The organism is Micromonospora sp. NBRC 110009, assembly GCF_030518795.1.
GTDB lineage: Bacteria > Actinomycetota > Actinomycetes > Mycobacteriales > Micromonosporaceae > Micromonospora.
Genome location: NZ_CP130427.1, coordinates 4,304,628 through 4,317,628 on the forward strand (window position 1 = coordinate 4,304,628; position 13,001 = coordinate 4,317,628).

General features: G+C 74.1%; 9 protein-coding genes. 5 read left to right on the forward strand and 4 right to left on the reverse strand.

Annotated elements, in window-relative coordinates:
* Positions 1-40: 40 nt before the first annotated feature.
* A complete protein-coding gene (gene polA / locus Q2K19_RS20645) occupies positions 41-2,740 on the forward strand; it encodes a DNA polymerase I (RefSeq protein WP_302763021.1) in 2,700 nt (899 codons plus the stop codon).
* A gap of 61 nt (positions 2,741-2,801) precedes the next feature.
* Here the strand turns inward: polA and Q2K19_RS20650 are convergent, their stop codons facing one another.
* The 3 genes from Q2K19_RS20650 to Q2K19_RS20660 are packed head-to-tail and all read right to left on the reverse strand — an operon-like array spanning position 2,802 to position 4,287.
* The gene (locus tag Q2K19_RS20650; RefSeq protein WP_446839797.1) at positions 2,802-3,176 is read right to left on the reverse strand and encodes a DUF3140 domain-containing protein; all 375 of its coding nucleotides are present in this window, start codon (positions 3,174-3,176) and stop codon (positions 2,802-2,804) included.
* Positions 3,177-3,219: 43 nt separating this feature from the next.
* Positions 3,220-3,441 carry a hypervirulence associated TUDOR domain-containing protein gene (locus tag Q2K19_RS20655; RefSeq protein ID WP_302763023.1) on the reverse strand — a complete coding sequence of 74 codons (222 nt, stop codon included), beginning with the start codon at positions 3,439-3,441 and terminating at the stop codon, positions 3,220-3,222.
* A gap of 39 nt (positions 3,442-3,480) precedes the next feature.
* Positions 3,481-4,287, reverse strand: a complete 807-nt coding sequence (locus Q2K19_RS20660) for a class I SAM-dependent methyltransferase (protein ID WP_302763024.1) — start codon at positions 4,285-4,287, stop codon at positions 3,481-3,483.
* A 263-nt stretch (positions 4,288-4,550) separates the two neighbouring features.
* Between Q2K19_RS20660 and rpsA the strand changes: the two genes are divergently transcribed.
* On the forward strand, positions 4,551-6,140 hold the full coding sequence (gene rpsA / locus Q2K19_RS20665; RefSeq protein WP_302763025.1) for a 30S ribosomal protein S1: 1,590 nt from the start codon (positions 4,551-4,553) through the stop codon (positions 6,138-6,140).
* A gap of 153 nt (positions 6,141-6,293) precedes the next feature.
* The gene (gene coaE / locus Q2K19_RS20670) at positions 6,294-7,472 is read left to right on the forward strand and encodes a dephospho-CoA kinase (protein WP_302772671.1); all 1,179 of its coding nucleotides are present in this window, start codon (positions 6,294-6,296) and stop codon (positions 7,470-7,472) included.
* A gap of 6 nt (positions 7,473-7,478) precedes the next feature.
* Here the strand turns inward: coaE and Q2K19_RS20675 are convergent, their stop codons facing one another.
* Positions 7,479-9,644, reverse strand: a complete 2,166-nt coding sequence (locus Q2K19_RS20675) for a hypothetical protein (protein ID WP_302763026.1) — start codon at positions 9,642-9,644, stop codon at positions 7,479-7,481.
* Positions 9,645-9,862: 218 nt separating this feature from the next.
* On the opposite strand from Q2K19_RS20675, the gene uvrB reads away from it, so the two are divergent.
* Both uvrB and Q2K19_RS20685 read left to right on the forward strand, forming a co-directional pair.
* Positions 9,863-11,971, forward strand: a complete 2,109-nt coding sequence (gene uvrB / locus Q2K19_RS20680) for an excinuclease ABC subunit UvrB (protein ID WP_302763027.1) — start codon at positions 9,863-9,865, stop codon at positions 11,969-11,971.
* A 16-nt stretch (positions 11,972-11,987) separates the two neighbouring features.
* Entirely contained in the window at positions 11,988-12,845 is an 858-nt protein-coding gene (locus Q2K19_RS20685; RefSeq protein ID WP_302763028.1) for a helix-turn-helix domain-containing protein, read from the forward strand.
* Positions 12,846-13,001: the final 156 nt, after the last annotated feature.

Here is a 13,001-nt window from a genome sequence, read left to right on the forward strand (position 1 = left end):
CGTCCCCGGGTTGTCGGGCGTACGGACTAGAGTCGCTGCCGTGACAGCTACGACGCCGCGCCTGCTCCTCGTCGACGGACATTCCCTGGCATACCGGGCGTTCTTCGCCCTGCCGGTGGAGAACTTCTCCACCACCACGGGGCAGCCGACCAACGCCGTCTACGGCTTCACCTCGATGCTGATCAACGTGCTCCGCGACGAGCAGCCCACCCACATCGTGGTCGCCTTCGACGTCTCCCGGCGGTCCTTCCGCACCGAGAAGTACGCCGAGTACAAGGCCGGCCGCAGCGAGACCCCGACCGACTTCAAGGGCCAGGTCAGCCTGGTCAAGGAGGTCCTCGCGGCGCTGCGCGTCCCGGTGGTGGAGAAGGAGGGCTACGAGGCCGACGACGTCATCGCCACCCTCGCCTGCCAGGCCCGCGACCAGGGCATGGAGGTGCTGATCACCACCGGCGACCGGGACGCCTTCCAGCTCGTCGGCGACCGGGTCACCGTGCTCTACCCGCGCAAGGGCGTCTCCGACCTGGCCCGGATGGACCCCGCCGCGGTCGAGGCGAAGTACGGCGTCGGCCCGGACCGCTATCGCGACCTGGCCGCCCTGGTCGGCGAGACCAGCGACAACCTCCCCGGCGTCCCCGGCGTCGGCCCGAAGACCGCGGCCAAGTGGATCAACCTGTACGGCGGGGTGGACGGCGTCATCGCCCGCGCCGACGAGATCAAGGGCAAGGCCGGTGACAGCCTGCGCGAGCGGCTCGCCGACGTGATCCGCAACTACGAGATCAACTGCCTGGTCGCCGACCTGGAGCTGCCGGTGCGTCCCGAGGACAGCCGCTGGCAGGGCTGGGACCGGGAGGCCGTGCACCAGGTCTTCGACACCCTCCAGTTCCGCATCCTGCGCGACCGGCTCTACCAGTACCTCGAGGCGGTCGAGCCGGAGGCCGAGGCGGGCTTCGAGCTGGCCGGGCAGCGGCTCACCGAGCCCGGCGCGGTCGCCGGGTGGCTGGCGACCCACGTGCCGGCCGGCACCCCGGTCGGAATGGCGGTGAAGCTCGACACGGGCCCCAACCGGCGGCACACCGCCACGGTGACCGGGCTGGCCCTGGCCACCGCCGGGGGCGCGGCGGCCTGGTTCGACCCGGCCGCCCTGGACCCCGAGGACGACGCGGCCCTGGCCGGCTGGCTGGCCGACGACACCCGCCCCAAGGTGCTGCACGACAGCAAGCCGGCGGTGCTGGCCTTCGCCGCGCACGGCTGGGACCTGCAGGGCATCGTCCGCGACACCCAGATCGCCGCCTACCTGGCCCGCCCCGACCAGCGCTCCTACGACCTGACCGACCTGGCGCTGCGCTACCTGCACCGGGAGCTGCGGGTCGACGCCCCGGAGACCGGCCAGCTCACCCTCGACGGGCTGGGCAACGACGGCGAGGCCGAGCAGAACCTGATGCTCCAGGCCCGGGCCACCCTCGACCTGGCCGACGCGATCGACGCCGAGCTGTCCCGCGACGGCGAGCAGTCGGCCCGGCTGATGGCCGGCGTCGAGCTGCCGCTGATGCGGGTGCTGGCCACCATGGAGCGCACCGGCATCGCCGCGGACACCGAATACCTCTCCGAGCTGGAGGCGCACTTCGCCGCCGAGGTGAAGGCCGCCGCCCAGGGCGCGTACGCGGCGGTCGGCCGGGAGTTCAACCTCGGCTCGCCCAAGCAGCTCCAGGAGATTCTCTTCGGCGAGCTGGGCCTGCCCAAGACCAAGAAGATCAAGACCGGCTACACCACCGACGCCGACGCCCTCCAGTGGCTCTACGCCCAGCAGCCGCACCAGGTGCTGGAGTTCCTGCTGCGCCACCGGGACGTGGCCAAGCTGAAGTCGACCGTCGACGGGCTGCTCAAGTCGGTCTCCGACGACGGCCGCATCCACACCACGTTCAACCAGACGGTGGCGGCCACCGGCCGGCTCTCCTCGACCGAGCCCAACCTGCAGAACATCCCGATCCGCACCGAGGAGGGGCGGCGGATCCGGCGCGCCTTCGTGGTCGGCGCGGGCTACGACGGCCTGCTCACCGCCGACTACAGCCAGATCGAGATGCGGATCATGGCGCACCTGTCGTCGGACGACGCGCTGATCGAGGCGTTCAACTCCGGGCGCGACTTCCACGCCGCCACCGCCTCCTCGGTCTTCGCCGTGCCGGTCGAGCAGGTCACCGCCGACCAGCGGCGCAAGATCAAGGCGATGAACTACGGCCTGGCCTACGGGCTGAGCGCGTTCGGCCTGTCCCAGCAGCTCGGGATCAGCACCGAGGAGGCGCGCGGGCTGATGGAGAACTACTTCGCCGGCTTCGGCGGGGTCCGCGACTACCTGCAGGAGGTGGTGGCCCGGGCCCGGCAGGACGGCTACACCTCCACCATCCTGGGCCGCCGCCGCTACCTGCCCGACCTGGTCAGCGACAACCGGCAGCGCCGGGAGATCGCCGAGCGGATGGCGCTCAACGCCCCGATCCAGGGTTCGGCGGCCGACATCATCAAGGTCGCCATGCTGCACGTCGACACGGCGCTGCGCGACGCCGGGCTGCGCTCCCGGATGCTCCTCCAGGTGCACGACGAGCTGGTCTTCGAGGTCGCCCCGGGTGAGCGGCAGGCCCTGGAGGCCCTGGTCCGCAAGGAGATGGGGGAGGCGTACCCGCTGTCGGTGCCGCTGGAGGTCTCCGTGGGCGAGGGCCGCGACTGGAACAGCGCCGACCACTGACGGCGGTGCGGGCGGGCGTCAGGCCCGCCGAGCCGGGTCGTGGCCCGGGTCGTGGCCCGGGTCAGCGTCCCGGGCCGCGGCGTTCCTTCGGCGGGGCGCCGTGCCGCTGCAGGGCCTTCCGGGACGGGCCGCCGGGTGGCGGGAGGGGCGCCCTGACCGGGTCGTGACCCCAGTTCATCAGGGAATACCGCCACCGGGTCCGGCGGACGTCGCCGCTCGGGCGCTGGGCCATGTGCCGCCGGACGTACCCGACGACCTTGCGCATGTGCTGGTAGTCGGCCTCGGAGAGCTGGTCCCGCTTGCGGCGCAGCAGCTCGATGATCTTCCGGCCGGACTCGTGGCCGACCGACTCGCCGCCCCCGGTGCCCTTCTTCCGCCAGCCGACGTGCTTCGACTCGTCGGTCTCCAGCCACCGCTGGAGCTCGCCCGGCTTCATGTTCACCGCCTCGGCGAACTCCTGGTAGGTGTCCCGACCGCCGTCACTTCGGCTCACGGCGCAGCGCCTCCGGTCGGTGGGCGACCTCCCGGCCCGAGTGGTCGTTGCGGATCCGGTACTGCGGGTCCTCCGCTGAGGCGTTCACCGCGTGCCCGCGTACGTGGGTGCGGTCGACCAGCTTCTCCTTGACCACGCCGTGCCCCCGGCCGCTGTGGCTGGCCCAGGAGACGTGGTCGCCGTTGCGGAATTCCTCCTTCTCAGCCATGCCCTCCGGGTACCCGGGGCCGCCGGGCGGAAACGACGGCTACCCGGCGGCGGGCTTCTCCGCCACGAAGATGGCGGTGCCGGGGAAGAGCCGGCCGCGCAGCGGGCTCCACTGCCCCCAGATCCCCTCGTGCCCCGCCGGCCACTCCGGTTCCACCAGGTCCAGCAGCCGGAACCCGGCGCCGACCAGCTCCCGGATCCGGTCGCCGAGGGTGCGGTGCTGCTCGACGTAGGTGGCGACCCCGTGTTGGTCCTGCTCGACGTAGGGGGAGCGGTCGAAGTACGAGTGCACCGCGGTGAGCCCGCCCTCGCCCGGGCCGTCGAGGAAGATCCAGCGCATCGGGTGGGTGACGGAGAAGACCCAGCGGCCGCCGGGGCGCAGCACCCGGGCCACCTCGCGCATCACCGCCGCCGAGTCGTCCACGAACGGGATCGCGCCGAACGCGGTGCAGACGCTGTCGAACGCGGCGTCGGCGAAGGGTAGGGCGAGGGCGTCGGCCTGCACCAGCGGCACGCGTACGCCGGTGCGGACGGCGGCCTGCGCGGCGTGCCGCAGCATGCCGGCGGAGAGGTCCAGGGCGACCGGGCGGGCGCCCTGGGTGGCCAGCCAGCGGGCGGCGGCGGCCGCGCCGCAGCCGAGTTCGAGGATCCGGCGGCCGGCGACGTCGCCGAGCAGCCGGGCGTCGGCCTCGCGCAGTCCCTCCGGGCACCAGACGAAGTCCACGTCGCCCAGGAACGTGCCGTGTTCGGCCTGGTAGTCGTCGGCGTCGCCGTCCCACCAGCCGCGGTTGGCCCGGCGGATCTCGGTGGCGTCCACCCGGCGCCGGGTCACTCTGTCGTCGTCCACCCGCTCACGCTAGGGCCCCGTCCGGGTGAACCGTCGCCGGCCCACCCTTCTCCGCTGCGGCGGGTGGGACTGATGTGACGGACGAGACAGGTGTGGCCCCTTACCGCGCGAAATCTCCGCTTTCGCAACTGACGAGGTCGCGGAGACCTGGGAGGGCTTGCACGCTGTGGTAATGCAGCGGGTAGGCTAGACGATGCGCTCGCGGATCGTGTGCCTCGGCAGGGAGCAGGTGTGCGGTCACCGGAGCCACTAATGATCTTCTCATGGCGATCGTTCGGTGTGCCCGGCGACGGATCCGCTGGCGCGGACTGAGTCACCGCGACGCCCACGCCTGCTGTGACACCCATCCGACCGGAGCAACCGCCCACATGACGAGCAGCATCGAGGCCACCTCGAGCGCCAACAAGGTCACCGTCGACGACCTCGGCTCTGAGGAAGCTTTCCTCGCCGCGATCGACGAGACCATCAAGTACTTCAACGACGGCGACATTGTCGAAGGCACCGTCGTCAAGGTCGATCGGGACGAGGTCCTGCTCGACATCGGCTACAAGACCGAGGGCGTGATCCCCTCTCGGGAGCTGTCGATCAAGCACGACGTGGACCCGGCCGAGGTGGTTTCGGTCGGTGACCACATCGAGGCCCTCGTCCTCCAGAAGGAGGACAAGGAGGGTCGCCTGATCCTCTCCAAGAAGCGGGCGCAGTACGAGCGGGCCTGGGGCACGATCGAGAAGATCAAGGACGAGGACGGCGTCGTCCGCGGCTCGGTCATCGAGGTCGTCAAGGGCGGTCTCATCCTCGACATCGGCCTGCGCGGCTTCCTGCCCGCCTCGCTCGTGGAGATGCGGCGGGTGCGCGACCTGCAGCCGTACGTCGGCCGCGAGCTCGAGGCCAAGATCATCGAGCTGGACAAGAACCGCAACAACGTGGTCCTGTCCCGCCGGGCCTGGCTGGAGCAGACGCAGTCCGAGGTGCGCACCGAGTTCCTCAACAAGCTGCAGAAGGGCCAGGTCCGCAAGGGCGTCGTATCCTCGATCGTCAACTTCGGCGCGTTCGTCGACCTGGGCGGCGTGGACGGCCTGGTGCACGTCTCCGAGCTCTCCTGGAAGCACATCGACCACCCGTCCGAGGTCGTCGAGGTCGGCCAGGAGGTCGAGGTCGAGGTCCTGGACGTCGACCTGGACCGCGAGCGGGTCTCGCTGTCGCTGAAGGCGACCCAGGAGGACCCGTGGCGTCAGTTCGCCCGCACCCACGCGATCCAGCAGATCGTGCCGGGTAAGGTCACCAAGCTCGTGCCGTTCGGCGCCTTCGTCCGGGTGGACGACGGGATCGAGGGCCTGGTCCACATCTCCGAGCTGGCCGAGCGCCACGTGGAGATCCCGGAGCAGGTCGTCCAGGTCGGCTCCGAGGTCATGGTCAAGGTCATCGACATCGACCTGGAGCGGCGCCGGATCTCGCTGTCGCTCAAGCAGGCCAACGAGGGCTTCGTCGAGGGCGAGGAGCACTTCGACCCGACCCTCTACGGCATGGCCGCGACCTACGACGAGCAGGGCAACTACATCTACCCGGAGGGCTTCGACCCGGAGACGGGCGAGTGGCTCGAGGGTTACGACAAGCAGCGCGAGACCTGGGAGAACCAGTACGCCGAGGCGCGTCAGCGCTGGGAGGCCCACACCAAGCAGGTGCAGTCCTCCCGGGCCGCCGACGCCGAGGCCGCTGCCAACCCGGCTCCGGCCGTGTCCGGCACGACCACCACGACCACGGCGCCGAGCCGTCAGGCCGAGGAGCCGGCCGGCACCCTGGCCACCGACGAGGCGCTCGCCGCGCTGCGGGAGAAGCTCGCCGGCGGCAAGTGACCCTGCGGCAGGCTCGCTGACGACGACGGGCCCCGCCCCCACGATCCGGTTCCACCGGGTCGCCGGGGGCGGGGCCCGCGCCGTTTTCCGGGTCCCGTCGCACGCCCCCGGGGCGAATTTGGCCCCGGCAGGGTGATCGGGTTGACTGGTCCGATGCTGAAGGTGGGGCTGACCGGCGGTATCGGATCCGGCAAGAGCGCGGTGGCGAACCGGCTCGCCGGGCTCGGCGCGGTGATCATCGACTCGGACCGGATCGCCCGCGAGGTGGTCGCCCCGGGCACCGACGGGCTGGCCGAGATCGTCGCCGCCTTCTCCGAGCGGGTCCTCGACCCGCAGGGCGGGCTGGACCGGGCGGCGCTGGGCGCGCTGGTCTTCGGTGACGAGGCCGCCCGCCGCCGGCTGGAGGCGATCACCCATCCCCGGGTCCGGGCGCGCAGCGCCGAGCTGGCCGTCGCGGCGCCCCCCGACGCCGTCGTGGTGAACGACGTGCCGCTGCTGGTGGAGGTGGGGCTCGCGCCGACGTACCACCTGGTGGTCGTGGTGCAGACGGCGGTGAGCACCCGGCTGGAGCGGCTGGCGCGGGCCCGGGGCATGGACCGCGCGGAGGTCGAACGGCGGATCGCCGCGCAGGCCGACGACGCCCGGCGGCAGGCGGCGGCCGACGTGGTCCTCAGCAACGACGGCAGCCTCGACGACCTGGACGCGGCGGTGGACGCGCTCTGGCGCGACCGGCTGGTGCCCTACGAGCGCAACGTCCGCGAGCGGCGCGCGGTGCGACCGGAGCGGGTGGCCCTCCGCGAACCCGACCCGACCTGGCCCCAGCAGTACGCCCGGCTCGCCGCGCGGATCCGCCACGCGGTCGGGGCCGACCTGCGCGTGGACCACATCGGCTCCACCGCGGTGCCCGGGCTGGCCGCGAAGGACGTCATCGACATCCAGCTCGCCGTGCCGTCGCTGGCGGAGGCGGACGGGCCGCTCGCCGAGCGGCTGGCCGACGCGGGGTTCCCCCGGCTGCCCGGCGACTGGTGGGACAACCCGCGCCCGCCCGGCAGTGCCCACTGGGAGAAGCGGCTGCACGGCAGCGCCGACCCCGGCCGGCCGGTCCACCTGCACCTGCGCGTCGCCGGCTCACCCGGCTGGCGGTACGCGCTGATGATGCGCGACCACCTGCGCGCCGACCCGGCGCAGCGGGCCGCGTACCTGGGGGTCAAGCGGGAACTGGCGGCCACCGCCCCGGACAGCGCCACGTACGGGACGCTGAAGGACCCCTGGTTCGACGAGGAGCACCTGCGCGCCGAGGAGTGGGCCGCCCAGACCGGCTGGCGGCCCTGAGCCCGGTCAGCGGCGCTTCGGCGGGGCCTTGGCCGGTGCTGCGGCGCCCGGCAGCGCCGGCACCCGGCCGGGACTGAGGTCGAGCTGGGCCCAGAGGCCCCGCCCGGTCCGCAGCTCCAGCCGGCGCAGCAGGCCGTCCCGGTCCACCCAGTAGCGCAGCGCCGTCGGGCCGGTGCCCACCTCGATGACGTCCACGGTGCGGTCGGCCAACCGGTCGCCGCGCAGCCGGATCCCCGACCGGCCCGGCGCCGGCCCGGCGCCGGCCCGTAGCGCGGCGTCCAGCAGCCGGTCCAGCTCGTCGCCCGGGGGCCGCGCGGCCGACCAGGCGAGCCCGGCCGGCGGCGGCAGCGGCGGCGCGGCCGGCGGCTCCGCCGCCGGGCCGGGCACCGGGACCTCCGCGCGGGCCACCCGCCCGCCCCGCCACCGCAGCAGCGTCCTGGGCCCGGCCGCGTCGGCCTCCGCCACCGCCAGGTACGCGCCGGACTCCGCCCAGCTCAGCCAGCCGGCGCCGCGCAGGTTGGCGGTGGGGCCGAGCGGGGCGGTCAGGGTCAGCGTGGCGCCCCCGGCCGCGCGCAGCCGGGCGGGCAGCCGGGCCAGCCGGTCGGCCTCCCCGTCGGCGAGCGGGCGGGGCAGGCCGGGGCGGCCGCCCAGCGCGTCCACCGGCCGGAGCGTGGGCCGGTCGCTGCGTTCCAGCCGCACGGTGACCGGCCGGCCGTCCGGCAGCCGCCCCTCCAGCCGGTGCAGCCGGGCGTCCCGGTCGAGCCAGAGGCGGGGTTGCCGGGCGGGGTCGGCGCCCCGGCCGGACGGGTCCGCCGGCAGCGGGGCCCGGAGGATGGCGACCGGCATGCCGTCCGTGGTGTTCCCACCCAACCAGCGCGCCTCGGCCGACGGCGGGTCGGCCTGCGCCGCGCCGAGGCCGAGCAGCAGGTCACGTACGGCGGTCACGGCGCCGCCCGGCGACGGGTCGCGCAGCCGCCAGCGGTCGGCCGGCGGCACCAGCGGCGGGCCGGCAGTGGACGTCGCCGCCGGGTCGGGGCGCAGCACCACCGCCGACGCGGTGGCCTGGACCAGACCCCGCTCGGCGCCCGCACCCGGGCCGCCGACCTCCAGGTAGACCAGCGGCCGCGCCCAGTCGACCCAGCCGACCAGTTCCGTGCGGGCGCCGCCGGTACCGACCGAGGCGCGCACCCCCGCCCGGACGTCCCGCAGGTTGGTGACCCGCATCGCCGCGAGCCGCTCGGACTCCGCCGGGCTGAGCGGGCGCGCCGGGTCGGCCGGTTCGGGCGACCAGCTCAGCAGCCCGGCGACCAGCGCCGCCGCCGAGGCCACCGCGGTCACCCCGAGGGCGACCAGGAGCGCTCGGCGCCGGGTCGGCGGCTCCGGCGGGTCGCCCGTGCCGTCCAGCTCGGGCTCGGCCGGCGGCATCGAGTTGGTGCGCGCCGCCGGCCGGCTACGCCGGTGATGGCCCCGGCCGGGTCCGCGCGGCCCGGCGGCGGGCTCGGCACCGGGCACGGCACCACGGCGGACCCGTCCGACGCGGCCGCCGGTGGTCCCGCCTCCGGCCGGCACCGCCGACGGCTCGCCGCCGGGCCGTCCTCCCGTCGGCTCGCCGGGCACTCGGCCGGTGGCCGGGCCACCGGCTGCCGCGGCGGGCGTCGCCCCGGCGGGGCCGGCTGTCGGCGTGGCGGATGCCCGGCCGGTGGGCCGGCCGGGCGTCGGCTCGGCGGCCCGGCCGGGTGTCCGCTCGGCCGCGGGTTCGGTGGGCCGGCCGGGTGTCGGCTCGGCCGCGTGGTCGGCGGCCCGGCCGGTGGGCCGGCCGGGTGTCGGCTCGGTGGCGGGGGCGGCGCGGCCTCGGCCGGTGGCGGGGGGCTGCGGCCCGGCCGGGTCGGTCCCGGCGGCGTGGCGGTCGCCGCTGGTCGGGCTGTCCGGCGGGAGCGGAGCGGCGGGGCTGTCCGGCGGGACCGGCTCGGCGGGGCTGTCCGGCGGGGCGGGGTCAGCCGTGCCCGCCTCGGCGGGCGCGTCGGAGGTGGGGCGCGGAGCGGCGTCGCGGGACGGGGTGCGCCGGGAAGGGCGTCCGGGGGAGGTCTCCACGAGTGGAGAACGCGGCGGCCGGGGCTCGGGTGACGAGTAGGGGCGCTCGCGGCGGCCGGTCTGCGCCTCCAGCGCGACCACCTCGGGTGCGCACGCCGGTCGTCCCGGGTGCTGCGACCCCGGTGCCGGGGGCGGCCGGGCCCCGGAGGGGCGGCCACCGGCCCGGTCGGCCGCCGCGAGCGGCCTACGGTAGGAGCCTAGCCGGGTGAGATCGGCCACACAATGGGAATATCGAGGCCGATCACGGAGCGTCCGTGGTCGGCCGGGAAGTGTCGGACCTCGGGCGTACCGTTGACGGCATGGCGCTCGACATTCCCCGGCTCGACGGCCGCTTCCAGGTCGTCAGCGAGTTCCAGCCGGCTGGCGACCAGCCGGCTGCCATCGACGAGCTTGAGCGTCGCGTGCGGCGCGGCGACCGTAACACGGTGCTGCTCGGCGCGACCGGCACCGGCAAGAGCGCCACCACGGCGTGGCTGGTCGAGCGGCTGCAGCGGCCCACCCTGGTGCTCGCGCCCAACAAGACCCTCGCCGCCCAGCTCGCCAAGGAGTTCAGCGAGCTGCTCCCGCACAACGCGGTGGAATACTTCGTCTCCTACTACGACTACTACCAGCCCGAGGCGTACATCCCGCAGACCGACACCTACATCGAGAAGGACTCCTCGATCAACGAGGAGGTCGAGCGGCTGCGGCACTCGGCGACCATGTCGCTGCTCACCCGCCGCGACGTGATCGTGGTGGCGACGGTCTCCGCGATCTACGGCCTGGGCACCCCGGAGGAATACCTGGACCGCGCGGTCCGGGTCGCCGTCGGGCAGGAGCTCGACCGCGACCAGCTGCTCCGCCGCCTGGTCGACATCCAGTACACGCGCAACGACATGGCCTTCCAGCGCGGCACGTTCCGGGTCCGCGGCGACACGCTGGAGATCATCCCGGCGTACGAGGAGCTGGCCGTCCGGATCGAGCTGTTCGGCGACGAGATCGAGAAGCTCTACTACCTCAACCCGCTGACGGGCGACGTGGTCCGCGAGGTCAACCAGCTGATGATCTTCCCGGCCACGCACTACGCGGCCGGTCCGGAGCGGATGGAGCGGGCCATCCGCGACATCGAGACCGAGCTGGGCGAGCGGCTGGCCGAGCTGGAGCGGCAGGGCAAGCTGCTGGAGGCGCAGCGGCTGCGGATGCGCACCACCTACGACATCGAGATGATGCGCCAGGTCGGGTTCTGCTCCGGCATCGAGAACTACTCGATGCACATCGACGGCCGGCTGCCCGGCAGCCCGCCGCACTGCCTCCTCGACTACTTCCCCGACGACTTCCTCACCGTGGTCGACGAGTCGCACGTGACGATCCCGCAGATCGGCGGCATGTACGAGGGCGACGCGTCCCGGAAGCGGATGCTGATCGACCACGGCTTCCGGCTGCCCAGCGCCGCCGACAACCGGCCGCTGCGCTTCGACGAGTTCCTGGAGCGGGTCGGGCAGATGGTCTTCCTCTCCGCCACCCCCGGCCCGTGGGAGCAGGAGCAGGCCCAGGGCGAGTTCGTCGAGCAGGTGATCCGCCCCACCGGCCTGATCGACCCGGAGGTCGTCGTCAAGCCCACCAAGGGCCAGATCGACGACCTGATGCACGAGATCAAGCTGCGCACCGAGCGGGACGAGCGGGTGCTGGTCACCACGCTGACCAAGAAGATGGCCGAGGACCTCTCCGACTACCTCCTGGAGAACGGCATCCGGGTGCGCTACCTGCACTCCGAGGTCGACACGCTGCGCCGGGTGGAGCTGCTGCGCGAGCTGCGCAAGGGCGACTACGACGTGCTGGTCGGCATCAACCTGCTCCGCGAGGGTCTCGACCTGCCCGAGGTCTCCCTGGTGGCGATCCTCGACGCCGACAAGGAGGGCTTCCTGCGCAGCGGCCGGTCGCTGATCCAGACCATCGGTCGGGCCGCCCGTAACGTCTCCGGCCAGGTCCACATGTACGCCGACAAGATCACCCCGTCGATGGCGGACGCGATCGAGGAGACCAACCGGCGCCGGGCGAAGCAGATCGCGCACAACGAGGCGCACGGGATCAGCCCGGAGCCGCTGCGCAAGAAGATCCACGACATCCTCGACGACATCTATCGCGAGGCGGAGGACACCGAGAACAGCCGGGTCGGCGGGGCCGTCCGGCAGCTGTCCCGGGGCAAGGCGCCGGTCAAGGAGACCCGCAGTCGCGGTCGGGGCGGCGCGGCCACCCCGTCCCGGGAGGGGATGGCCCGGGCCGACCTGGCCAACCTCATCCAGGAGCTCAACGACCAGATGCTCGCCGCCGCGCGGGAGCTGCAGTTCGAGCTGGCCGCCCGGATCCGGGACGAGGTCGCCGACCTCAAGAAGGAACTGCGCGGGATGGACGCCGCCGGCGTGAAGTGACGGCTCGGGGAGCGGGGTGGACGGCGTGCTGACCGAGGCGGTCGTCGGCCTCCCCGATCCCCGGCTGCGCCCGTACGTGGACCGCTACCTCGGCTACCGGGAGTACGCGGCCCGTCCCCTGGTCCGCCGCGAGGTGGCCGGCGCCTTCGTGGTGCTGATCCTCGGCTGGGGAGCCCCGCTCGACGTCACCGACCCGCGGGCCGCCGGGCGGGGCGCGTACGGGGTGAACGCGTTCGTGGCCGGCCCGTTCGACGGGTACTGCGCGACGCGGACGGTGGGTGCGGGCGCCGGGGTGCAGGTGCTGCTGACGCCGCCGGCCGCCCGCCGGCTGCTCGGGCTGCCGCTGGGTGAGCTGGCCAACCGCGCCGTGCCGGTGGACCGGCTGGGCCGCTGGCTGGAGCGGCTCCGCGACGAGTTGGCCGGCCTGGCCGACTGGCCGGGGCGGTTCGCCCGGCTCGACGCCGCCCTCGCCGGCCGGCTGGCCCTCGCCGGGCCGGTCGACCGGCGCCTGCTGCGCGCCTGGCGGCTGCTCGACGGCAGCGGCGGCGGGGTCGGTGTCGCCGCGCTGGCCGACGAGACCGGCTGGAGCCGGCGGCACTTCGCGGTGGTGTTCCGGCGCGAGTTCGGTCTGCTCCCGAAGACCGTGGCGCGGCTGCTGCGCTTCCAGCGGGCGTACGCGACGCTGGGCCGGGAGCTGATCACGGCGCCGGCCGGCGGGGCGGGGCAGCTCGGGGCCGCCCGGGCGGGCTGGGCCGAGCTGGCGGCCCGCTGCGGGTACTACGACCAGTCGCACCTGATCCGGGAGTTCCGGGAGTTCGCCGGCGCCACCCCGGCGGCCATGGCCCAGGGGTCACATTCGTCCAATCCCCGCTGACGGCACCGGCGGCAGACTCGGGGCATGGGAAACCTCTACCCGGTCCTCCGGTACCCCGACGCCCACGCCGCCATCGACTTCCTCCGGTCCGCGTTCAGCCTGACCGTGCACGAGGTGCACGAGGGGCCGGACGGCGTGGTGCGGCACGCGCAGCTC

Bases quoted from the DNA above. Each gene is read 5' to 3' on its own strand.
- Q2K19_RS20650 (WP_446839797.1), bottom strand. From the start codon at position 3,176: ATGAAGCCGGGCGAGCTCCAGCGGTGGCTGGAGACCGACGAGTCGAAG.
- Q2K19_RS20655 (WP_302763023.1), bottom strand. From the start codon at position 3,441: ATGGCTGAGAAGGAGGAATTCCGCAACGGCGACCACGTCTCCTGGGCC.
- rpsA (WP_302763025.1), top strand. From the start codon at position 4,551: ATGGCGATCGTTCGGTGTGCCCGGCGACGGATCCGCTGGCGCGGACTG.
- coaE (WP_302772671.1), top strand. From the start codon at position 6,294: ATGCTGAAGGTGGGGCTGACCGGCGGTATCGGATCCGGCAAGAGCGCG.
- uvrB (WP_302763027.1), top strand. From the start codon at position 9,863: ATGGCGCTCGACATTCCCCGGCTCGACGGCCGCTTCCAGGTCGTCAGC.